This window comes from Paenibacillus sp. FSL H8-0048, from assembly GCF_038002825.1.
Taxonomy (GTDB): domain Bacteria; phylum Bacillota; class Bacilli; order Paenibacillales; family Paenibacillaceae; genus Paenibacillus_AQ.
Genome location: NZ_JBBODF010000001.1, coordinates 7,312,366 through 7,336,618 on the forward strand (window position 1 = coordinate 7,312,366; position 24,253 = coordinate 7,336,618).

The following is a 24,253-nucleotide window of genomic DNA, read 5'->3' on the forward strand; positions in this document are numbered from 1 at the left end:
AGAGATTACAGGCATGGCTAACAAGAGTGTAATCAAGAACGTGAATGAGCATGTCGGAGAGACTGTTGTCATCGGATGTTGGGTCAACAACAAACGCTCCAGCGGTAAAATTCAGTTCCTGCAGCTTCGCGACGGTACCGGTTATATCCAGGGGGTTGTGGTGAAATCAGAAGTCCCTGAGCAGGTCTGGGATGATGCCAAGAGCCTCACCCAGGAGAGCTCTCTGTATGTGACAGGAATCATCCGTGAGGAGCCCCGCAGCCAGTCGGGCTACGAGCTGACGGTTACGGGCATTGAAGTTCTGCATCTTACCGAGAATTATCCAATTACACCTAAGGAGCATGGCGTCGACTTCCTGATGGATCACCGTCACCTCTGGCTGCGTTCCTCCAAGCAGCGGGCGGTAATGGTTATTCGTGCGGAGATTATCCGCGCGGTTCAACAGTTCTTCAATGAGCGCGGCTTCACGAAGGTGGACCCGCCGATTCTGACACCAACGTCTGCAGAAGGCACGACCAACCTGTTCCACACCAAGTACTTCGAAGAGGACGCCTATCTTACCCAAAGCGGACAGCTGTATATGGAAGCAGCAGCCATGGCTCTGGGACGCGTCTATTCGTTTGGGCCTACCTTCCGTGCAGAGAAATCCAAGACCCGCCGCCACTTGATCGAGTTCTGGATGATTGAGCCGGAAATGGCCTTCACCGATCATGAAGAGAGCCTGTGCGTGCAGGAGGATTTCATCAGCTTCGTCGTGCAGTCCGTGCTTACAAATTGCCGTGCTGAGCTGGAAGCGGTGGGGCGCGATGTCTCGAAGCTTGAGAACATCAAAGCACCATTCCCGCGTATCAGCTATGACGATGCGATTAAGTTCCTGAACGAAAAAGGCTATGAAATTGCCTGGGGCGATGATTTCGGGGCTCCTCATGAAACGGCGATTGCCGAGATGAGCGACAGACCGGTCTTCATTACCCACTACCCGGCTTCCTTTAAGGCTTTCTATATGAAGCCGCATCCTGATCGTCCTGAAGTGGTGCTGTGCGCGGATATGATCGCTCCTGAAGGCTACGGGGAGATCATTGGCGGATCACAGCGTATTGACGATCCGGCACTGCTGGAAGCCCGCTTTAAGGAACATAACCTGTCGATGGATACCTACAAATGGTATATGGATCTGCGCACCTATGGCACAGTTCCACACTCCGGCTTCGGTCTGGGGCTGGAGCGTACCGTAGCCTGGATCTGCGGTCTGGACCATGTCCGTGAGACCATTGCCTTCCCTCGTACACTGTACCGTCTTTACCCTTAAAGAATAGGGAAAGGGGGCTTAAGTATGGACGGAAAAGGTTGGAATACCTGGGGCGAGGGCGTAGCCTTCGGCCTGGAGAACGGAATGGCCGTCATTCCTTATGCACTCCTGAAATATTACCGGAAGCTGAATCTGAGCGGCAGCGAGTCCATGCTGCTGATTCATCTGCTCTCCTTCAGACAGGTGGAGGGAATAGACTTCCCTTCCCTGGAGGAGCTGCAGGCAGTAACCGGGCGCAGTATTCCGGTGATTGCCGGAGAGCTGCAGAAGCTTATGAAGGAAGGGTTCATCAGCATCGACGGAGATAACGACGAGTTGAGGGACATTCATTATGAGCGCTACAACTTCTCCGGCCTATACGCGAAGCTCGGAGCTTATCTGGCTGAACTCTCACGGGAGTCTGTCCAGGAGAAGCCCAGCCAGAGCGGACGGGAGCCGGGGGCCCGGGCAGTGGCTCATCACTCCGGGGCTAATGCACCGGACGGCGGCTATGGCCGCCCGGCTGTGCCGGGTGCCAAGGAGTCAGAGGATGGACGCAGTCTGTTCAGCATTTTCGAGAAGGAATTCGGGCGTCCGCTATCCCCCATGGAATGTGAATCTATTTCCGGCTGGGTGGATGAAGACCGATATCCCGAGGAGCTGATCCTGCTCGCACTGAAGGAGTCGGTCTTTGCAGGAAAGGTTCATTTCCGTTACATTGACCGCATTCTGCTGGAATGGGCCCGCAATCGGGTGAAGAATGCCCAGGATGTCAAAGCCTATTCCCAGAAATTCCGGGGCGGCGGCAGATGAGCGGAGCAAGGTAGATTTATGCCGGTCCAGGGCAAGGCCCGGCCGTTTAAGGTGTCTCTTAAGTCATGTATGTGGCTTAAGGGGCACTTTTTTTGAAATATAAGAATTTATATGTTCCACAAGATAACTGTTCTATCTATTTCTCGCTGAAACGGGTGCCGTCCTTAAAAGGACGGCAAAGCCGTTACCACTTGCTTTTGTTACTTAGGATTGGGAGTTAGCTGAAAGTGGGCGGGGGAGCGGCAGAAAGTATCCCTGAAATCAGGAAAAGTGTGCTAAATGAGTAGATGAGGGGTATAAATACACTTGATTTCAGTAAAAGTGGCTTAATGGGCAAAATGAGGGGTATAAATACACCTGATTTCAGTAAAAGTGGCTTAATGGGCAAAATGAAGGGTATAAATACACCTGATTTGAGCAAAAGCGGCTTAATGAGCAAAATGAGGGGTATAAATACACTTGATTTCGCCACTGGCAGCACACAGCCCGCAGTCCCTTCACATGGAAGGGACTGCGGGCTGTTACGTTGCAGTAAGAATATCAAAAACTAGAACAAGATTAGTGCAGCTCCTGCTCCAGAGCCGAGCCCATCTCGCGGGAACGTTCCGCACAGCGGTTGACGGCGGAAATGACAGTCTCGAAGAAGTCGCCGCGCTCCAGCACTTCAATGGCGGCCTGGGTAGAGCCATTCGGTGAGGTGACCTTCTTGCGCAAGGCGGCAGGCTCTTCACCGGTCTGTTGTACCATCCGCGCTGCGCCCAGCACGGTCTGGACAGTCAGCTCACGGCTCTGTTCCAGCGGCAGCCCTCCGCGGATGCCGGCGGCAATCATCGCTTCCATCATGTAGTAGATGTAAGCTGGTCCGCTGCCGGAGATCCCGGTTAAGGTCTCCATCCGTTCTTCGTCAATGACTGCCGTCAGGCCAACCGCTTCGAAGATATTAAGCGCTGTACGGCGGCTCTCTTCGCCAACCTCCTTGGAGAAGGCAATCCCGGTAGCCCCGAGGCCGATGGAGCTGGAGGTGTTCGGCATGGTGCGGACCACAGGCTGCGTTTTACCCAGTAAGCCTTGCATCGTACGGATGGTCAGCCCGGCAATCACGGAGATGATGAGCTGATCCGGCGACAGCAGCGGCCCCAGTGAACGGAGCGCTTCAGCAGCGTCTTTCGGCTTCATGGCTAAAACGATGACGGGCGCAGAGCGCAGAGCCTCGAGCTTGGACTCGGGAGCGTTATAGCCGAGCACGCCGTAACGGCTGCGTAGTTCAGCGAGGCGTTCGCTGCTGCTGCGGTTCAGCATAATAATGCGGCCCGACTCCACTACATTCCGGGCGATCAATCCCCGCACAATGGCCTCGGCCATCGAGCCTGCGCCATAAAAAACAATATTATGATTGATGAGCGGAATTGCTGGTTGCTGGCACATGGCTGGCAGTCCCCCTATAAGTTGAGTGAGTTAACCTCTGATTTGGCCGGAGCCGTGAATCATGTATTTGCTTGAAGTGAGTGCAGGCAGTCCCATAGGCCCGCGGGCATGGAGCTTCTGGGTGCTGATTCCGATCTCGGCGCCGAAGCCGAATTCAAAGCCGTCCGTGAACCGGGTAGATGCGTTGTGGTACACTGCCGCAGCGTCAACCTCTTGCAGGAAGCGTGCAGCATTCGCTGCGTCTTCAGTCACAATACATTCGGAATGCTTGGTTCCGAACTCTGCGATATGCCCAAGAGCCTGTTCCAGCGTGTCCACGATACGAATATTGAGAATATAATCGTTGTATTCTGTAGCGAAGTCCTCTGGTGTGGCAGGCACAGCCCAAGGAATAAGAGCAACCGTATCCTGGCACCCGCGCAGCTCCACACGAGCCTCGCGGAAGGCTTCAGCAAGTGCGGTGAGATGTTCTTGGGCGTAAGCACGGTGCACCAGCAGTGTCTCCATTGAATTGCAGACCGAAGGCCGCTGGGCCTTCGCATTCACGCTAATGCGCCGGGCCATTTCCGGATTGGCACTCGCATCCAGATAAGTATGGCATATGCCTGCTCCTGTTTCAATAACCGGTACGGTGGCATTAAGAACCACATTCTGAATCAGGGAGCTTCCTCCGCGCGGGATAATGACATCCAGCAGTCCGTTCAGCTTCAGCATTTCATCCACGGAGGAGCGGTTAGGATCTTCAATCAGCTGCAAGGCATCCGGCGGAAGGGCGGTACCCGCAAGTGCGCGGTGCAGCACCTCAGCGATGGCACGGTTGGAGGAGAGGGCGGAGGAGCCGCCGCGCAGCACCACAGCATTGCCGGTCTTAAGGCAGAGTCCGGCAGCGTCAACGGTGACGTTGGGGCGTGCTTCATAGATAATGCCAATCACTCCAAGCGGAACCCGTACCTTCTCAATGTGCAGGCCGTTCGGCCGTTCGATCGTCTCCAGATTGTCTCCAACCGGATCAGGCAGTTCGGCAATCTGCTGCAAGCCTTCGGCAATGCTGTCAATCCGTCCCGCATCCAGGGCCAGCCGGTCGAGCATCGACTCCGGTGTCCCGTTCAGCCGTCCGCGCTCCAGGTCTTCTGCGTTGGCGGCAATAATGTAATCAGCTTCGGCGCGCAAAGCGGCTGCCATCACCAGCAGGGCTTCATTCTTCTGGGCGGTAGTCAAGCTTGCGAGTACCCCTGTGGTTGCTTTGGCCAGCGTCGTCTTGTTAACCACTTCACTCATGGCAATTCCTCCTAATAAAAATTATGTTGGCATATGGAGATACAATTTGTTTCGTAAATTAACGAAGTGTGATCCATTCGTCCCGGTGGATAACCTCAAGCCGGTGTACTTCACCAAGCTTGGGCACAATCTCGCGGCTGGGAAGCCCCTGAATGCTGCGGAGCTGGGTGTCATCGTAATTGACGATACCCCGTCCAAGCAGCTGCCCATCCGGGCCGAGCACCTCAACGACATCCCCGGAATGGAAGCTGCCCTCAATACGTTTAACCCCTACTGGCAGCAGACTATGTCCTCCGTGGAGCAGCGCTTCAACAGCACCGTCATCGACATACAGTGATCCGAGCGGGGTGGACATGAAGCCCAGCCATTGCTTTTTGACCGGCAGAGAAGAGAGGGTGGTGGCAAAATAAGTGCCTTTGCCCTTTCCGGCTGCGGCCTGTGATAAATCCCCCGGCTCCTTCACTTGGCCCACGAAGACCGGAACGCCGCCCCGCGTGGCAATCTTGGCCGCGTCGATCTTAGAGCGCATGCCGCCGGTTCCTACGCTTGACCCTGCACCGCCTGCAATGGCATAGATCTCAGGCGTAATCTCTTCTATGTGCTCATACCGTACAGCATCTGGATGCTTGCGGGGATCGCCGCTGTAGACGCCGTCCATATCCGTCAACACCAGCAGGTGCGAGGCCTTCAACAGATTGGCAACCAGCGCCGATAAGGTATCGTTGTCACCGAACTTCAGCTCATCCACCGATACGGTATCGTTCTCGTTGAATACGGGCACGGCGCCTTGGCGGAGCAATTCTTCCACCGTCATCATGGCGTTGTTCATGGCCCGGCGGCTGCAGAAGTCCGTACGGGTCAGGAGAATCTGGGCAGTGGGTATACCGTGGCCTGCGAAGGCCTCCTGATAAGCCTGCATCAGCATAACCTGTCCTACTGCCGCCGCCGCCTGTTTCTCATGCAGCAGCCTTGGGCGGGAAGCATAGCCGATGCCCCGGAATCCCGCTGCGACCGCCCCGGAGGTGACCAGCAGCACTTCACAGCCGTCCTTGCGGAGCGCGGCGATCTCGGCGGCGAAGAAGGCGACCGCCTCACGATGGAGGCCGCCTTCGGGACCCGTGAGCGAGCTGCTGCCGATTTTGACCACAATTCTTGACGTCATTGTCTTTCACTTTCCTCTCGAATTAAAATGCCTGTAACGCCCGAAAATGACAAAAAGCCCCCATCCTTAGACTAGCAAAGGACGAAAGCTTGATTAACTTCCGCGGTACCACCTTCATTGATGAGGGTTCATCCGACTTCATTCTCATAACGGGAGTAGCCGTCCTGCAGGGCAGGCCGCTCAGGGGTAGGATTCGGAAAGGACCTTCGCGGTAAATTCTCCCAGCCTTCAGGAATTTACTCTCTGCACACGAATATACGTCCATTCTTACTGGTCCCGTCAGCACGTTTCACTATTTGTCACTTAGGATACCATGGGGCAGCAGGGTTTGCAAAGAGCCGCGGATAAATTTTTTCATGCTGTGCAGACAGCAAGATTTATGTTTCTCCTGTGGGGCAGAGGACCTGCGGATGAGAGGAGCACCCTTGTGACTGCTATGGCTAGTTATCGGTCAGACCGGCCACGGTTGCCTTGAAGGTTTCGATAAAAGCTTCGGCTGCACGGGACAAGTAACGTCCGCGCCGGTAGGCAATGACCAGTGTCCGGCCGGGCACCGGCTCAGCCAGCGGAAGATAGACCGGTACGAATTCACTTCTGGCAGCGCGCGCAATAAAGTGGGGCACCAGGGTAACGCCCATTCCGGCAGCAACCAGCGACTGGACGGTCTCCATATTGTTGCTCTCGAAAACAATCCGCGGCTCAAATCCGGCCTCACGGCATAACTCCACGGTCATTTTACGGAAGCCCTGCCCTTCCTTAAGTACGATAAACGGTTCATCCTTAAGCTCGGCTAGGCTGGTACGGATGCCCTGCGGTTCACGGCCGGCTAACAGATGTCCCGGCGGAACGGCAAGATCGATCCTCTCCTCACCGAGCACCTCGTAGGCCAGGGTCGGAATTTCGAGCGGGAGAGAGAGCAGGCTGAGATCGGTCTGGCCGCTGGCTGTCAGCTTCTCCAGATTCATGGATGAGTCCTCCAGCAGGGTGATTTCAACCTCGGCATATTTGCTCTTGAACACGGGCAGCACATGCGGGAGCAGATGTGCGCCGGTGATCGGCATGCTGCCGACCATTACGCGTCCTGTGCGAAGCTGGGAGATATCGGACATCTCCTGCCGCAGCAGTTCAACGGCATCAATGATTCCCTGGGCCTGTTCAACGAATTTCTCGCCGGCATAGGTCAGCTCCACCGAGCTGGTATTACGCTGGAAGAGGAGTACGCCAAGCTCCTTCTCCAGCTTTGACAGCTGCTGGCTGAGCGAGGGCTGGGCGATGTGCAGCTTTTCCGCCGCGCGGGAGAAATTCCGCTCTGCAGCAATCTGCAGCGTGTATTGCAATTGTCTGAGTTCCATACATAAGCTCCTTTAATGAGTAGATCATCTGTTTATAAGTATAACCTATAAACCCTATAGAAATCATATCTTGGAATTATAAACGCACCGATGTTATATTTAGAACATTCAAGAGAGACTCCACGCTCTCTTCATAGGAACGATTCTACTATTATGAGGTGAAATTCATGGGCAACAAGACAATGTTTGAGAAGATTTGGGACAATCACGTTATTCATCAGGAAGAAGGCAAGCCGAGCATTATTTACATCGATCTGCATCTGGTTCATGAAGTGACTTCCCCGCAGGCGTTTGAAGGACTGCGCCTGAGCGGCCGTAAGGTACGCCGTCCGGGACTTACCTTTGCGACAATGGATCATAACGTGCCTACCAAGGACCGTTACAATATTACCGATCCAATCTCCAAGCAGCAGATTGATACACTCTCGCAGAACTGCCGTGATTTCGGCGTAAGATTGTTTGACCTGAATGATATTGACCAAGGTGTTGTTCACGTCATGGGTCCCGAGATTGGCTTGACCCATCCCGGCAAGACGATTGTTTGCGGGGACAGCCATACCTCCACTCACGGAGCCTTCGGTGCACTGGCCTTCGGGATCGGCACCAGCGAAGTTGAGCATGTGCTTGCTACCCAGTGTCTGCAGCAGTCCAAGGCCAAGACCATGGAAGTGCGCTTCACTGGCAAACGTAATCCGGGAGTGACCGCCAAGGATATGATTCTCGGCGTAATTGCCAAATACGGAACGGACTTTGCAACTGGCTATGTTATCGAGTATACAGGCGAAGCTATCCGCGAGCTGTCGATGGAAGAGCGCATGACCGTCTGCAACATGTCGATTGAAGGCGGAGCAAGAGCAGGCCTGATCGCACCGGACGAGACAACCTTCAACTATCTGCGCGGACGTCAATATGTACCTCAGGGTGAAGCGTATGATGCCGCTGTTGAAACCTGGAAGGGCCTTGTCAGTGACGAAGGCGCCCAGTATGATACTGTGGTCGAATTCGATGTAGAGACACTTATCCCCCAGGTTACCTGGGGAACTAGCCCTGGTATGGGAACGGATATCAACTCCGCCGTACCGAACCCTGCCGATTTCACTACCGAGAATGAACGCAAAGCAGCCGAGAAGGCGCTTGAATATATGGATCTGGCTCCAGGTACGCCGATCTCCGAGATCGGAATTGATTATGTCTTCATCGGCTCCTGCACCAACGGCCGGATTGAGGATCTGCGGGCTGCAGCTGAAGTAGCCAAGGGCTATAAGGTATCTGACAAGGTTACAGCTATTGTTGTGCCGGGCTCCGGACGCGTGAAGATGCAGGCCGAGAAGGAAGGTCTGGACAAAGTGTTCACCGAAGCGGGCTTTGAATGGCGTGAAGCCGGCTGCAGTATGTGCCTGGCAATGAATCCGGATGTTCTGCAGCCGGGACAGCGCTGCGCCTCTACTTCCAACCGTAACTTCGAAGGACGCCAGGGACGCGGCGGACGCACGCATCTGGTCTCTCCTGCCATGGCGGCTGCGGCAGCCATCAAGGGACGCTTCACGGATGTGCGTGACTGGAACTACAAGACGGAAGCCGTCAACTCATAGAAAATTGAGAGAGCAGGAGGATACAGCAATGGAAGAATTCAAGAAGTTAACAGGAATTGTAGCCCCGGTAGACCGGGTTAATGTAGATACGGATGCGATTATCCCTAAGCAGTTCCTGAAACGGATCGAGCGCACAGGCTTTGGACAATTTCTATTCTACGAATGGCGTTTTGATGAAGCAGGGAATGACAATCCGGCATTCGAAATGAACAAACCGCGTTATGAGGGAGCCTCTGTGCTGATCTCCCGCGCGAATTTCGGCTGCGGCTCCTCCCGGGAGCATGCGCCCTGGGCCATCATGGATTACGGGTTCAGAGTGGTCATCGCACCATCCTACGCCGACATCTTCTATAACAACTGCTTCAAGAACGGCATTCTGCCGATTAAGCTCTCGGAAGCCCAGGTAGACGATCTGTTCAGCCGCACGGCAGAGCATGAGGGATACACACTTACAGTGGATCTGGAGAACAACAAACTGAGTGATGAGTATGGACTTGCCATCAACTTTGAGCTGGATGAGCACCGCCGCCAGTTCCTGCTGCAGGGGCTGGACGATATCGGCCTGACACTTCAGCATGCTGATGAGATTGCCGCTTATGAAGAGCGTCATGCAGCCAAGCTTTTTGCTTAAGAGCTAAGATAAGTTAACGGCTGAAGCATATTTATTCTTAGTATTTACACAAAACTTCTATTTCCGGGTGTCGGAAATAGAAGTTTTTTTGCTATAATCGAGATATTATTGCCTGCGAAGGCAACTTTTGGGGATTAGTGTCGTCTTAATCTTATCTGCAAATCTATCAATGGACCAAAGGAGAGGAAAGGATGAAGAAAGCCGGACAACGGGTATTGCTGCTACTGCTGCTGCCACTGCTCCTCCTGTCATTCGCCGGCCACAAAGCTGCGGCAGCCGGAACAACCCCCGGTAAGATTGTGATGGACAGCAAGGAGCTTGCATTGCCCAAGGGTGTAATCCTTGAGAACGTGAATGGAAGCGTTATGATTCCGATCCGTGTAGTGGTGGAGAATCTGGGCTTCGAAGTGCTGTGGGAACAGAGCAGCCGCAAGGTAACTGTCCAGCAGGACGGCAAGTCTGTACAGCTTGCAGTCGGCAGCACTACTGCACAAGCTGATGGTGTTAACCTGACTCTTAATGCTGCACCTAAGCAGAACGGCGGAACGGTACTGGTGCCTATCCGCTTTCTCAGCGAGCAATTCGGTCTTAGCGTCGGCTGGGACAATACGGATAAGACGTTGTATTTGAGCGGAGGGGTAACGGAGGCTGCGCCAGTCACTCCAGAACCGCAGCCGTCAGCCACTGCAGCTCCATCCGTGTCACCAGGAGCCGCTCCAGTGGCTGTTCCCACTGCAGCTCCATCCGTGTCACCAGGAGCCGCTCCAGTGGCTGTTCAGTCTCCTGCACCGACCACTCCGCCTCAGAGCGGCACAGAGACTCTGGAGGAATTGGACGGAAGTGTTATAGTTACTCCAACTCCGCCAGCTACATCACCTGTGGTGAAAGGGGCGGTATTCAGCGAGAACCGGCTGATTGTAGCAGCTGCCGGAGGAGCCAAGGCTACGGTTACGAGAGTGACCGGACCCGACCGGATTGTAGTGGATTTTGCCGGAGCGGCATTTGCCCCTGATTTCAGCGGGAGCTTCCCTGGCGTATCCACGGGAGGAAGTCCGCAGGGCAAGCTGGATGTGAGCGGCTACCCGCTTGTATCTGAAGTACGTTATGCGTTGTTCAGTACGAATCCGCCGACGGTCAGGTTCGTAATCCAGACTACAGGTTACCAGAATTATCAGGTTAGTACGGATGAGAGTACAGGACTAGTGACAATCGATCTGAATGTAACAGGCAGTGAAACGGGTGCTCCTGTGAATCCGGTATTTACCGGAAGACCGGTTATTGCGCTTGATGCCGGACACGGGGGCAAGCAATCGGGTGCGGTCAGCCTTACAGGCAAACTGGAAAAGACCTTCAATCTCGCGGTCATCCTCAAAGCCGGAGCTATTCTGACGCAGGAAGGCTGGGCTGATGTCATTTACACCCGTACATCGGATATTACCCTGGGCCTCCAGGATCGTGTGAAAATTGCCCAAGCGGCAAATGCTACACTGTTCGTATCCCTTCATGCCAATTCACTCGATGTATCCTATCCGAACCGGAGCAAAGTGAATGGCAGTGAGACGTACTATAGCCGCAGTGAGAGCCTGCCGCTTGCCGAGATTATGCAAAAGCATCTGGTAGCGGGAACCGGCCTCAAAGACAATGGAGTGCGCTCGAAGAGCCTGCATGTGACCCGGGAGACCCGGATGCCTGCAATTCTGCTGGAGGCCGGGTATCTGACCAATCCGGGAGATGAAGCAGCCCTGTACAGCGAACAGATGCAGGATAACCTCGCGCGGGAGATTGTAGCAGGAATTAAGGAATATCTAGGGTTGTAACACTGCATAAGCGAAGCTGTCTGTAACCGCACTACATACCTTTTAGCTATAGGGAATACACAGACATTTCCACGTTAGTTGGGATTTATTCGCAACTTTTAAGTTCTACGAACGTCTACACTATGTCGAAGGTTGTCAGTTGGCATGCCATCAAGAACGCTCGATTGGGGCGGAATACTAGAGTCTTAGAGGTGAAGAATGAAGAAATTTGCTTTTATGCTGTTGCTGCTGCTCTTTGTTGTGGTGCTGCCAGGGCATGGACAAGCCGCTGCTGGCCAGAACAAGATCTTCCTGGATGGCCAGGAACTGAATGCAGGACAAGACGTTCCGGTGGAAAATGTAAATAACTCCATCATGGTGCCGCTAAGAATGATCGCTGAGAACCTTGGATACAAGGTGGATTGGAATCAGACAAGCAAGACCATCAAAATTGAACAGCAGGGAAAGGCCATTCAACTGATCGTAGGTCAGACTGCGGCTTCCGTTGACGGCAAGACAGCGGTCCTGACTACGGCCCCTCTCCTGCGGAACGGCACGACCCTCGTTCCGATCCGGTTCATCGGTGAGCAGTTCGGACTTACGGTCAAATGGGACAACACGAAGAAGATTGTAGATCTTATTACCCCGTCCATTCCCGAGCCTAACATTGACCCGGGACAAAGCAATGGGGACGGAGGGACGGTTGTAGTGCCGCCGGGAGAGCCCTCAAGCAGCCTGAGCATGATCAACGGCATCAGCTTCAATGAGAACCGGTTCTCGATTGCCATAGACGGCAATGCCGAGCCGAAGGTCTCCAAGATCAGCGGACCGGACCGGATCATCGTTGATCTGCCGAATGCCACGTTCTCGGATATTTTCGGAACAGGACAAATCCTTGACCCTGACCTGAACGGGAGCCTGTCAGTTACGGATTATCCGGATGTCTCTGGTATCCGCTATTCGCTGTATAGCTCTAATCCTTATACTGTCCGATTTGTAATTGATCTTAATACCCCCAAAAATTATAGCGTAGAGGTATCGGGAGATTCCTCAAAGCTCATTGTCATTGATTTGAATGCAGAGGCTCCAGGCGATACTTCCACGCAGCCGGGCAACAGCGGGCGCAAGCTGGTTGTGCTAGATGCCGGACATGGTGCGAAGGATTCAGGAGCTGTAGGCATTACCGGCAAATACGAGAAGAATTTCAACCTCGCTGTGATTCTTAAGGCGGCTGCGCTGCTCAGGCAGGAGAACAAGATTGACGTGGTGCTGACGCGCAGCGATGATACCTTCCTTGAACTGAAGGAGAGGGCGGCAATGGCCAATAATCTCGGTGCAGACTTATTCATATCCGTCCATGCCAACAGCAGCGGATCAGCGGCTTCAAGCGGAACAGAGACCTACTATCAGCGGGACGCCAGCAAGGCTCTGGCCAATGTGATGCACAAGTATCTTGTGCAGGCCACCGGACTTAGCGACAGGGGAGTGCGTTACGGCAACTTCCATGTGATACGCGAAACGAAGATGCCTGCGGTGCTGCTTGAGGTTGGCTATCTCAGCAATAAGAAGGACGAAGCTCTGCTGTTCACTGAAGCACTGCAGAACAATGTGGCCGCTTCGATGGTGCGCGGAATTAAAGAATATCTCGGGATTCAATAACAACGGGCGGCAGCAGGGGCCGCAGAGTCGGATAAAGACCCAATATTGCGGTCAAAAGGACTTTGCGGTCCCTCCTGCCCATATTCATCTGAGGGGGTTAATCAAATGAACAAAAAATTGACATATGCAGGGATCGCTGCGATGCTGCTTCTCGTAATTTCGGGCTGCGGCGATAAGCCTACTGCTGCACCGGCGGATGCATCCGGTCCGGATTCAACCTCGGTATCCAGCGGCGCTGAAGGCAATAATGCCGGGAAGGACACTCCCACTGCCACACCGGCAGCTACAAGCACGCCTGAGCCTACAGCAACTGTGACTCCGGCGGCTACGGAGGCACCAGCGGTGCCTGAGAAGCAGAGCCTTAAGATCAAGACGTATTATACAGATGTGCAACAGAACGACTTGATTCCTGCTGAAGTCTCTATCACCTTCAAGGATGCGAAGGAGAAATATACGGAAGCCTTCAAAACCCTCCAGAAGAGCGGTAATGCCGACCAGATTCCGCTGTGGAACAAGATTGAACTGAAGTCACTTGAATTCTCTAACGGACAGATTGTGATGGATATTCATAAGCCGGATGACGCACAGCTTGGCGCAGGCGGCGAATCTCTGGCAATCGGCGCATTATCCCAGATGTTCTTCCAGTTCGATGAAGTGAAGAATATCGATGTGCTGGTAGATGGAGAACAGGTGGAGAGCCTGATGGGGCATGTGGATCTTGTGCATCCAATCACCCGTGAGAACAACGGATTGTAGGCTGTTTTGCAGGAATAAGCCGAATGGCTGACGAAATTACCAACATAGAAATCCAGATAAGCCATAGAGAGGGGAATATCAAATTGTCCGGTCCAAAACGATTAAAGCGTACGGTTCAATCTTATTCTGTAAAAGCGGTCTCTGCCGTTCTGGCCGGTGCGATGGTACTTGGCGGGGCAGGGGCTGCCTTTGCCGACAACGCTTCAACCGGAGCAACCGTTGCTGCTGCAGCTCCGCAGACGGCTGTAACTGGTTCAGGAATCTTCAGTGATGTCAAGACGGGCTTCTGGGCCGAAAAGCATATTTATAAGCTGGCAACCCAGGGGATTGTGGTCGGCAATAACGGCCTGTTTCGTCCCGGCGATTCTGTGACCCAGCAGGAAGCGGTGCTGATGGCGCTGCGGTTTATGAAGCAGCAGGGGAATGTGAACACCAGTACCGAAGTTGCGCTGCCTAATGATTTTGCAGTTACGAACTATTACAAGCCATATGTAATCTTAGCCTTCCAGCAAGGTCTGCTGGACAAGACCACTGAGATGGCTGCAGATAATCTAAAAAGCTCCTGGGGCGAGCGCAAGGCCAGCCGTGAATGGGTGGCTGAGCTGCTGATCCGTGCGCTTGGCCAGAGTGCATCAGCTTCTGCGGCCGCAAGCCGGCCGACAGGCTTTGCCGATGACGCCAAAGTGTCCGCGAACAAACGCGGCTACATTAACACAGCGGTGGAGCTGGGACTCGCGAACGGGCTAACCGGCAACCGCTTTGATCCACAAGGCGCTGTGACCCGTGCGCAGCTGGCTACCTTCTTCAGCCGTGCTGAAGCGCATACTAGCCTGGAATACGATAATACGTTCAAAGGAACGGTCAGCTCACTCAAGGACGGGAAGCTGGGATTGTACACTAACGGCAATACGCTTGAATTCAATCTGAATGCCAATACCGCTTACTATACCAGTACCTCAGAGAACCGCATCTCATTGAACGAGATCCAGCCTTACACGAAAGTAACAGTAATAGGAGCCACCTATAGCGCAGCTTATGTAGAGCTGACAGATCCGGCAGTTCAGGTTGAGCAGGCGGAGGGTGTGTTCACCAAGCATACACCGGGTATCATCTGGGTCGATTCCGCGAACGGATACGATCAGTATCCCTATGATTCAGGCACGGCCTTCGTGGATGCGAACGGAGCGGTGATTCAGCCAGCCTCTATCATCGCCGGCAGCAAGCTTACGCTGCTGCGTGAGACCTTCACCGGTTCCCGGAAGGTTGTGAAGGTACAGGTCATTTCCGGTATTGTGAACAAGACGGCTAAAGGTACGATTCAAAGCGTTGACACTGCTGCCAAGAGCATCGCGTTCAAGAATGCTGACGGCACAGTAGAAACCTTCAAATGGGAAGATGGGACTACGCTGTTCAGCTCCCCGAATTCTATTATCCAGCCCTCAGAGCTGAAAGCCGGTGCTGCTGTCGCGTATACCATCAAGGATAATACGATCCGTTCCGTGGAAGTAACCTCAGGAGTGGAGCGCATAGTGAAGGGCTTCATCTATGAGCTGACAGATTCAACGATTGTCTATCAGAAGAGCGATGGCACACGTGAGGTTCATCTGCTTGCTGCTACCCCGGCCATTGTGATTCCGAACGCCGTAAATCCGGTAATCGACGATCTTATCGCTGACAAAACAAGCGGAGACAATGTACAGCTTACGCTGAACGGTAATGATCAGGTGACCAAGATAGAAGTGCTCAGCCGTCAGATCGAACAGTATGCAGCGGCTACCGTTGTGGATTATAACGCCAAGACCCAGTACCTGACCTTTACAGACAATAACGGTAAGGCTCATGTGGTCAAAATGGATGAGAAAACAAAGATGTCTTACGGCGGATTGATTACCACTTCGCTCAGCACCATGGGGTTCAGACTGGTTGAGAACCGCAAAATTGATGTGACCTTAATTAATGAGCGTGCAATGTCTGTTGAATTGACCACCAAATATTCCGGCACCCTGACGGCTATCAATACTACGGCCAGAACGATTGTGATTAAGCAGGGCAACGGACAATTGCTGACGCTGTCTTATCCGCAGGCCATTGAAATGATTGGCAAAAGCAGCGCAGTCATCACCGATGTTCCGCTTAATGTGCCGGTAACAGCAGTGCTTAGCAGCACTCAGGAGTTCATCTCCGTGCTGCGGGTGAACGGGTCATCCCAGTTCGAGATTGCTACCATTAATGCAGGCGCGGGCAAGATGACCGTGAAGCTTGATGGAGGCAGCATCAGCAGCGAGCTGAACTTGGCGAATGTTCCGCTTACCAACGAAGCGGGCCAGAAGATCGCCCTGACTGAGCTGAAGGCCGGAGATTTCGTGAACCTCAGCTTCGACGGTACCACACCCCTGACCCTGCAGTCGGTTAAACAGGTTGCCGGACAGGTAACTGCAGTAGATGCGGCATCAGGCACGTTCACAGTGAAGGATTATACAGGAGCCTCACAGCCGTTCACTGCTGCAAGCGGAGTGAGAATACTCCGGGACGGTGTTACAACGAACGCGTTAAGCGGTCTTACCACAGCAGACCGGGTATTGGTGCGTAAGGATGCCAGCGGTGTAGTGATCATCTCCGTGTTCAGTCAGCTGAACCGGACGTTCGCCCGTTATGAGAGCGCAACGAATGAAATATTAACCAAACGCGCCACGTTGACTGACAATTATAAGTTTGGGCTTGCTCCAAATGTATATATTCATCAAGGTGACACGACTTTACCCGTGCAATCTCTCAAAGAAAATGATAATATTATAATGTATTTCAACAACGACAAGGTTGTAGAAATTGTGAAACAATAATCGTTTTGGTGATTTTCCGTGTGAAACACCGTCTTGATCCTTGGTTTACCTTGGATCAAGGCGTTTTTTTTGAAATATAAGGGCAGCACGGTGTTCGCTTGAACGCTACGAAAGTATACGATATAATGTATCTTTGCTTATATTTCGTCAGAACTTTAGCAGATATGCTGTAAGTGGACTTGCAGTCATACCTGCTCCGTGGAGGGGACACTATGAAAGCTGCAGAGGTCCGCCACATCCTGGATACTATCGGAGGCATGTTCCCTGATGCACATTGCGAGCTGAATCACAGCAACGCTTTTGAGCTTACCATAGCTGTGCTGCTCTCAGCCCAGTGTACGGATGCAACAGTGAACAAGGTGACCGAGGACCTGTTTCAGAAGTACAAGGCTCCGATCGACTATATCTCAGTACCGCTGGAAGAGCTGGAGCTGGATATCCGGCGGATTGGTCTATTCCGCAATAAGGCCAAGCATATTCAGAACCTCTGCACCATCCTGATTGAGCAGTACGGGGGTGAAGTGCCGCAGGCCCATGATTTGCTGGTAACTCTGCCTGGAGTCGGACGCAAAACTGCGAATGTGGTCGTATCGAATGCCTTCGGAGTACCGGCGATTGCCGTGGATACTCATGTGGAACGGGTAGCCAAACGGCTCGCGCTTGCGGGCTGGAAAGATTCCGTGCTGGAAGTGGAGAAGAAGCTGATGAAGGCGGTGCCGCGTGACGAATGGACGCTTACGCATCACCGGCTGATCTTTTTCGGACGATATCACTGTAAGGCTCAGAATCCCGCATGCCAGATCTGCCCGCTGCTGGATGTATGCCGGGAGGGCAAAAAACGTATGAAAACTGCTGTAATCAGGAAAGCTAAGGATCATACGAAAGCTAACCAAGAATTAGAGAAGAAGAGGATGGGATAGAGATGAAGTGCATTTCTGTATATACCGATAATTTTGAAGCATTTTCCGATATTTTTGACCGCGTAGTGGACAGCCCGATGGAAGAGAACGAAGAGCAGGAAGTGGAAGGCATCACCATCAGCCATTCCGGCGATGTGCCTGAGTTCTATCTGGAGCGTATGTCTGCGAAGCCAGAGGTTGTCGTAATGAAAGACAAGTCCCGTGGTCTGACTATTCTGCAGCACGGTAAAGTCTTTGAAATCCTGCTTCCCGTACTGGAAACAGCTTAATTTGATTGGAATTCATTAGAGAGGTTGTCCCATAGCCATGAAGTGGCTGACGGGGCAGCCTCTTTTTTTGTTTCTTTAAATGATTCGTAGAATGACTTCAATGCTGAATATGATTGAAGGCTGAAGGTACGCTTAAAACCGAATATAATTGTCTGGTACAGCGGCATATGACCAATTGTATGTGAAACCGGCACTACTTAGTCACCTTAAAAAACGAATACATTGCGCAGGAGCGAGGGGAGCGGTCCGAATGTATGCTGACAACAACATACATTTGCTGATGTGCGGGCGTGCGGTCCGAATGTATGTGGAAAACAACATTGACTGTACTCGCAATCGGTCATATCGACCAAATGTATATCAAAAACAGCATACATTGTGTTCACAATCAGGCATATGGACCAAATGTATATGAAAAACAGCATACATTGTGCAACTACGGGGTGGGCGGAGCAAATGTATGTGAAAAACAGCATACATTGTGTTCGCGCGAAGTTAATCTTATTCATCCATTAGGATGATGTTGCTCCGAACCCATCGGAGCAGGATTTGCGGGCGAGGCTGGAATGCCATCTGCGAAATCTTGTTTTTCGTGAAGGTCTATAGCCGATTTTGTAAATGTAGATATTTGATTTGTGACGATCTGATGATAAAATATAATTATTCTATTCTTGCAGTGAGATAAATCATACAAATGTAATAATAATGAAAGAAGCTATAGATTGCAGCGGAGGCGGGGATGTAGTGGGAGCAGAACGGGAAAGAGTGGAGCAGGTTGCAGCGGGGGTATTAGCGCTTAGGCTGCTGGAGGAGCGTCTGAGGCAATGGGGAGAACAGAAGAGTGCGCAGATCGTGGCGGATCTAAGGGTCAAGGAGCAGGCAGATGAGCTGACGCTTGCATTCTGCGGACATTTCTCAGCAGGGAAGTCAAGCATGATTAACAAGCTCTGCGGGAAGGCGGTGCTGCCTTCGGGTCCGGTTCCAACCAGTGCGAATATTGTATCGATCCGCAGCGGAGCACCGCAGGTGCTGCTGCATCCGGTGGACGGAAGCTCCAGAGGCAATCCCGGGGTAATCAAGACCACACCTGACCGGCTTCAGGATTACTGCCGCCAGGGTACCGAATATTCTGCGATAGAGGTGTGGGAGGATGTCCCGGTGCTGGGGGAGCACGGGGTGCTGATGGATACTCCCGGCGTAGATTCGACTGATGAGGGCCATCAGGCGGCGACCCGTTCGGCGCTGCATCTGGCGGATGCCGTCTTCTATGTGATGGATTACAATCATGTGCAGTCGGAGAATAATCTGGCGTTTGCCAAAAGTCTAAGCGACTGGGGCAAGCCGCTCTACCTGATCATCAATCAGATCGACAAGCACAGGGAACAGGAAATCCCGCTGGAAGAATACCGGCAGCAAGTGGAAAGCGCTTTCCGGGAATGGGGTATTCATTCTGCGGGGCTGTTGTTCACTTCGCTTAAGGTGGAGGGACATCCGCTGAATCAGTGGAAGGATCTGCTGGCCTTGATCTCCGGTCTGCTGGAGCAGCGGCAGGAGTTGCTTGAATACAGCTTGTCCCGTTCCATCCATCATACTGCGGATGCTGTCCTGGCGGATTATCGTGAAGAGCAGCAGGAGGAGCGGGCTGCGCTGCTGGAAGAAGCAGGCGGTGCAGCGGCGGAAGCTGTGGAAGCAGAGCTACTGGCAACGAGCCAGGAGGAATCCTCGCTGGATGCACTGCCTGAAGAGGCGCGGATGGATCTGCGCAGCAGGCTGGACGCTCTGCTTGGCAACACGAATCTGATGCCGGCCGATCTGCGGGATGCAGCTGGAGCATACATCGAGAGTCTCCAGCCGGGCTTCCGGCGCGGCCTGCTCTTCACCGCTGCGAAGCGGGAGAAGGAGCAGGGAGCGCGGCTGCTGCACTGGCACAGCCTTCAGCTCAGAGAGATCACTGCCCAGCTGGAGTGGCACACTCTCCAGCTGGTGCGCGAATGGGCTGAAGGCCTGGAGCTGTGGCAGGAGGAGGCGGAGCCCCTGCTGAAGCAGGCTTTCCCGGCGGTGAGCCAGCAGTGGCTGGCAGATCAGGTGAAGCCGGGAACCGGTGCTTCGGGCGAGGCGCTGCTTAATTTCTGCCGCACGCTTGCGGCTGAGATTAAGGCGCAGTTCCGCCGCGCGGTCCTGGCCTTCGGCGAGCCGCTGCTGGATGCGCTGCCGCCGCTGGTGGAGGAACGGCGCGCAGAGCTCACGCGCCGCCGGGCGGCCCTGCAGCGGCAGGCGCAGGCGCTCGCCGCGCTGGCCGCCCTGGACCGCGCGGCTGCCGCCCGCGCGGACGCCCTTGCGGCGCTGCTGCCGCCGCGCCGCACCCTCACCCCCGGCGCGCTGCCGGGGGTGCCGCCCCTGGCGGCTGGCGCGCCTAGCGCCGCCAGCCCGGAACCGCCGCCGCGCGTGGCAGCGGCGGCAAGCCCTAGCGCTGCCCAGGCCTGGGCGGCGGGCACGGCACAGCCGGCGGGCGGGCGCCGCCGGCTGACGCAGGCCGCTGCGGCGCTGCACGCAGCGGCCGGGGTGCTGCGGAGCGAGCCGGCCATGGCCTCGGCGGCGCGCAGCCTGGCGGCGCGTGCGGAGGATCTCGCCGGCGGCCGCTTCACGATGGCGCTGTTCGGAGCGTTCAGCGCCGGCAAATCCTCCTTCGCCAACGCCCTGCTGGGCGAAGAGGTGCTGCCCGTGTCGCCGCATCCGGCAACGGCGGCCGTCGGGCGGATTCTGGCGCCGGAGGGCGGCTTCGCCCACGGGACGGCGGCCATCACCATGAAGCGGGCGGAGGAGGTCTGGGAGGACATCCTCCATTCCTTCAGCGTGCTGCAGCTGGCGCCGCCGCAGCACGACTCGTGGCCCGCAGCCGTGGCCCGGCTGCAGACCGGCGGGCTTCATCCGTCCGCACTGCCGCATGCCGGCTTCCTGCGGGCAGCTGCCGCCGGATGGGAGGAATCCCGTCCGCTGCTCGGAACAGAGCGGACGGTCAGCCTGGCGGAATACCGCAGCCTGGTTGCAGATGAGAAGCGCGCCTGCTTCGTACAGAGCACAGATCTGTATTATGATAGTCCGCTGACACGAAGCGGCATTGTACTAGTGGACACACCGGGTGCGGATTCCTTACATGCCCGGCACACCGGTGTAACCTTCGGCTATATGAAGAACGCCGATGCCATTTGCTTCGTGACCTACTATAACCACGCCTTTTCCAAGGCTGACCGCAGCCTCCTTGCCCAGCTGGGTAGAATCAAGGACAGCTTTGCGCTTGACAAAATGTTCTTCATCATCAACGCCGCAGATCTCGCGGCGGATGAGGCCGAGCTTGAAGAGGTGAAGCAGCATGTGGCGCAAAATCTGCGTGCCGGAGGCCTAACCTCACCGCGGATTTACAGCGTGTCCAGCCTGCTTGCGCTGGAGGGCAAGTCAAGCGGAGCGGGGGAGGCTTACGAGGCTTCAGGATTCGGCAGCTTTGAAGCCGCACTCTCCGCGTTCGCCGGTGATGAACTGCCGGGACTGTCTCTGACAGCGGCCAAGGACAGTCTAAGCTCGGTGCGTGGGCGCGCCGAAGAGTGGCAACGCCTTGCGCTGATGGAGGCAGACCAGCAGGAGGAAGGAATGAAGCGGTTCCGGCAACGCCAGGAAGCGGCGAAACTGCGGCTGGCCGCACTTGCTAAGGAAGACCGGCCGCTCCGGGACCTGCGCCGTGAAGGTGCGGAGCTGCTCTATCATGTCCGGCAGCGGATTGCCTTTTCCTTCGGGCGTTCCTTCCAGGAGTCCTTCCATCCATCCATTCTCCGGGAAGACGGAGGGAACCTGAAAGACATCTTCATCGCCTGCGGGCGGGAGCTTGAGCGCAGTATTCTGCGTGAACTGGAGCAGGAGCTGTGGGCAACGACCCTGCGGCTGGAGTCGGCAGGGCGCAGATTCGTGACCCAGGCGGCCACAGCGGCTGCAGCTGAGCTGTCCATCCCGGATCAGGAGCTTCAGCTGCTAGAGAATCCGGATGAGCGCTGGCCGGCACCTGCGAAGCTGAACTGTGTTCTGGCTCCGCTGGATTGGGCCGGACTGTGGAGCCGCTTCAAATCTCCGCGCCACTTCTTCGAGGGACCGGGCCGGGCAGAGATCCGCGCGGCTGCCGAGCCGTGGTTCAAAGAAGCGGTGGCTGCGGCGGCGCAAGGACAGGAGGACTCTCTGTTGACATTCTACACCGATGCAGCAGCAACGGCCTTGTCCCAGGCCGCAGACCAGCTGCGTGAAGGCCTGTCTGAACAGGAGGCAGCCATGTCGGCGCTGCTGAAAGGGGGTGATGGTGCGGAGCATTGGGGCCGGATCGCCGAGGAATTACGGCTTCAGGAGCAGGCTTTCGCTGAAATATAAGTTTTTATTAGCTTCACGTGATAAACCGTTTTCACTTGTCTGTTGAACAGCCATCTGTGAAGTTTGTAGGAAAATGTCGAAGAACACTTGCAATCTGGTGGATGATGGATGAAAATAAAGAAGACTGAAAATTTACAATCAAACTGCGACATTTTACAGAAACAGAGAAGTCAGCAGACAAATTTGCGAAAAGAGGTTGGAGTCGACAATGTGGGGAGCTCCTTTATCAGCCCGGAGTAAAAAGCTGCTGCTGCTCGGCAGCGGTGAACTGGGTAAGGAAGTCATTATCGAAGCTCAGCGCCTTGGCGTAGAGACCGTAGCTGTGGATCGTTATGAAGCGGCACCCGCGATGGGCGTGGCCCACCGCTCTTATGTACTGGATATGCTGGATGCAGAGGCACTCAAGCAGCTTATCCGTACTGAGAAGCCGGATTTGATTGTACCGGAGATTGAAGCCATTGCTACCGGGGCCCTGGTGGAGCTGGAGGAAGAAGGCTTCCTCGTTGTTCCTACCGCCCGTGCTGCTCGGCTGACCATGGACCGCGAAGGCATCCGCCGTCTGGCGGCAGAAGAGCTGGGGCTGCCTACGGCGGCTTACCGGTTCGCAGACAGTCTGGATGAACTGCGCCAGGCCGTTTCAGAGCTGGGAACGCCTTGTGTGATTAAGCCGATTATGAGCTCATCCGGCAAAGGCCAGAGCGTGTGCAGAACACCGGAGGATGCGGAAGGCTGCTGGAATACGGCGCTTGAAGGCGCACGTGCGAAGGGGACACGCGTCATCGTGGAGGCCTTTGTTACCTTTGAGAGCGAGATTACACTGCTTACCGTCCGTTCGGTTAGCGGAACCGTATTCTGTCCGCCGATCGGCCACATTCAGCAGGATGGCGATTATGTAGAGTCCTGGCAGCCGCATCAGATGAGCGGGGCGCAGCTGGAAGAGGCTGAGGCCATCGCCCGGGCGGTTACCGATCAGCTTGGCGGTTATGGAATTTTTGGTGTGGAGCTGTTCCTCACCGCGGATGGTGTTCTGTTCAGTGAAGTGTCCCCCCGGCCGCATGACACAGGTATGGTTACAATGATTACGCAGGATTTGTCGGAATTTGCTCTGCATGTCAGAGCCATTCTTGGATTTCCGCTGGAAGCGGTACGTTTGTTGACACCGGGAGCTTCGGCCACCCTGAAGACGGATAGAGCCGGACAAGCTTTTGCGGTGACCGGGATTGAAGAGGCACTGGCCCTTCCCCGCACGCAGGTCCGGGTATTCGGCAAGCCGGAGATCCGCCCAGGACGGCGGATGGCAGTAACACTCAGTTCAGCGGAAGATATTGAAATCGCGCGGATGACAGCCAAGCAGGCTGCGTCTAAGCTACAAGTGGAGGTATACAAGGATGAACAGTAGTACTCAGGAGCAGGTACTGCAAATTCGCAAATGCGGCATGAATGATCTGGAGAGAGTGACAGCCCTTTTGCGTGAATTCGGCTATCCGACAACGCTTAGCGTGATGAAAGAGAGAATGGAAGGCATGGAGAATGATCCGTTCCACTGCACCCTGGTCGCAGAGCTCAATAACGAAGTTGTGGGAATGATCGGTTTACGGCAGGTGAAGTCCTACTACAAGCATGCCGATTGTATTACGGAGATCACCGCGCTGATCGTATCAGAGGAGCTTAGAGGACAAGGCCTTGGCAAAAGACTCGTAGCTGCAGCGGAAGAATGGGCGCGCAATCAGGGCTGCTGCCAGCTGTTCCTGCGGAGCGGCAACCGCGTGGAACGTGCACCTGCACATGCGTTTTACCGCCATATCGGCTTTGAAAAGACAACTGGCTACCGCTTCAACAAAGCCCTGCTATAATCCTATACGTGTAACCGAACATCCCCATCCCGGCGTAATCGGGATGGTTTTTTTTTTTTTTGGTACAGTGCAGCCAATCCGCAGCCGCTTGTCTGGAATGCTCTCCGCTCCGCCTTTTCCCCGAGGTTGGCCCAGGAATTTAGTGGAAAAAGAGCATCTATTTCACCCGAAATTCCCGTGTCCAAACTAGCAGTTGGAAAAAGTACATCTAT

The 24,253-nt window shown here is 54.5% G+C and carries 17 protein-coding genes; 13 read left to right on the forward strand and 4 right to left on the reverse strand.

The window, feature by feature from the left end; all coding sequences use genetic code 11:
• Positions 1-13: 13 nt before the first annotated feature.
• Positions 14-1,309 carry an asparagine--tRNA ligase gene (gene asnS, locus NSU18_RS31735; RefSeq protein ID WP_076156680.1) on the forward strand — a complete coding sequence of 432 codons (1,296 nt, stop codon included), beginning with the start codon at positions 14-16 and terminating at the stop codon, positions 1,307-1,309.
• 24 nt (positions 1,310-1,333) lie between these two features.
• Complete coding sequence (locus NSU18_RS31740) at positions 1,334-2,101, forward strand: DnaD domain protein (RefSeq protein WP_341018403.1); 768 nt, start codon at positions 1,334-1,336, stop codon at positions 2,099-2,101.
• A gap of 558 nt (positions 2,102-2,659) precedes the next feature.
• Here NSU18_RS31740 and proC read toward each other — a convergent pair.
• From proC to NSU18_RS31760, 4 genes are all read right to left on the reverse strand, one after another.
• Entirely contained in the window at positions 2,660-3,526 is an 867-nt protein-coding gene (gene proC, locus NSU18_RS31745; RefSeq protein WP_341018405.1) for a pyrroline-5-carboxylate reductase, read from the reverse strand.
• 30 nt (positions 3,527-3,556) lie between these two features.
• Positions 3,557-4,804: a glutamate-5-semialdehyde dehydrogenase gene (locus NSU18_RS31750; protein WP_341018407.1), complete on the reverse strand. Its 1,248-nt coding sequence runs from the start codon at positions 4,802-4,804 to the stop codon at positions 3,557-3,559.
• Positions 4,805-4,862: 58 nt separating this feature from the next.
• On the reverse strand, positions 4,863-5,966 hold the full coding sequence (proB, locus tag NSU18_RS31755; RefSeq protein ID WP_341150941.1) for a glutamate 5-kinase: 1,104 nt from the start codon (positions 5,964-5,966) through the stop codon (positions 4,863-4,865).
• A 440-nt stretch (positions 5,967-6,406) separates the two neighbouring features.
• Positions 6,407-7,318 (reverse strand): LysR family transcriptional regulator, encoded by a 912-nt coding sequence (locus NSU18_RS31760; RefSeq protein ID WP_341018412.1) that lies wholly within the window; start codon positions 7,316-7,318, stop codon positions 6,407-6,409.
• Between the two features lie 167 nt (positions 7,319-7,485).
• Here NSU18_RS31760 and leuC point away from each other — a divergent pair, with 167 nt between their 5' ends.
• The 11 genes from leuC to NSU18_RS31815 all read left to right on the forward strand — a co-directional run bounded on the left by leuC (position 7,486) and on the right by NSU18_RS31815 (position 24,041).
• Complete coding sequence (gene leuC / locus NSU18_RS31765; protein WP_341018413.1) at positions 7,486-8,910, forward strand: 3-isopropylmalate dehydratase large subunit; 1,425 nt, start codon at positions 7,486-7,488, stop codon at positions 8,908-8,910.
• Between the two features lie 28 nt (positions 8,911-8,938).
• The gene (leuD, locus tag NSU18_RS31770; protein ID WP_341150942.1) at positions 8,939-9,541 is read left to right on the forward strand and encodes a 3-isopropylmalate dehydratase small subunit; all 603 of its coding nucleotides are present in this window, start codon (positions 8,939-8,941) and stop codon (positions 9,539-9,541) included.
• Between the two features lie 191 nt (positions 9,542-9,732).
• A complete protein-coding gene (locus NSU18_RS31775) occupies positions 9,733-11,358 on the forward strand; it encodes an N-acetylmuramoyl-L-alanine amidase (RefSeq protein ID WP_341150943.1) in 1,626 nt (541 codons plus the stop codon).
• 198 nt (positions 11,359-11,556) lie between these two features.
• A complete protein-coding gene (locus NSU18_RS31780; protein WP_341150944.1) occupies positions 11,557-12,996 on the forward strand; it encodes an N-acetylmuramoyl-L-alanine amidase family protein in 1,440 nt (479 codons plus the stop codon).
• A 105-nt stretch (positions 12,997-13,101) separates the two neighbouring features.
• Positions 13,102-13,752, forward strand: a complete 651-nt coding sequence (locus NSU18_RS31785; RefSeq protein WP_341018417.1) for a GerMN domain-containing protein — start codon at positions 13,102-13,104, stop codon at positions 13,750-13,752.
• A 23-nt stretch (positions 13,753-13,775) separates the two neighbouring features.
• Positions 13,776-16,592 (forward strand): S-layer homology domain-containing protein, encoded by a 2,817-nt coding sequence (locus NSU18_RS31790; protein WP_341150945.1) that lies wholly within the window; start codon positions 13,776-13,778, stop codon positions 16,590-16,592.
• A 212-nt stretch (positions 16,593-16,804) separates the two neighbouring features.
• The gene (nth, locus tag NSU18_RS31795; protein WP_340752932.1) at positions 16,805-17,512 is read left to right on the forward strand and encodes an endonuclease III; all 708 of its coding nucleotides are present in this window, start codon (positions 16,805-16,807) and stop codon (positions 17,510-17,512) included.
• A gap of 2 nt (positions 17,513-17,514) precedes the next feature.
• Positions 17,515-17,781 (forward strand): hypothetical protein, encoded by a 267-nt coding sequence (locus tag NSU18_RS31800; RefSeq protein ID WP_036697991.1) that lies wholly within the window; start codon positions 17,515-17,517, stop codon positions 17,779-17,781.
• A gap of 705 nt (positions 17,782-18,486) precedes the next feature.
• Positions 18,487-22,188 carry a dynamin family protein gene (locus NSU18_RS31805; RefSeq protein ID WP_341150946.1) on the forward strand — a complete coding sequence of 1,234 codons (3,702 nt, stop codon included), beginning with the start codon at positions 18,487-18,489 and terminating at the stop codon, positions 22,186-22,188.
• 208 nt (positions 22,189-22,396) lie between these two features.
• A complete protein-coding gene (gene purT, locus NSU18_RS31810) occupies positions 22,397-23,587 on the forward strand; it encodes a formate-dependent phosphoribosylglycinamide formyltransferase (RefSeq protein WP_341018682.1) in 1,191 nt (396 codons plus the stop codon).
• Positions 23,577-24,041, forward strand: coding sequence for a GNAT family N-acetyltransferase (locus NSU18_RS31815; RefSeq protein WP_341018422.1), 465 nt, complete (start codon positions 23,577-23,579; stop codon positions 24,039-24,041). The genes purT and NSU18_RS31815 overlap by 11 nt, the downstream gene beginning before the upstream one ends.
• The last annotated feature ends 212 nt before the right edge of the window (positions 24,042-24,253 follow it).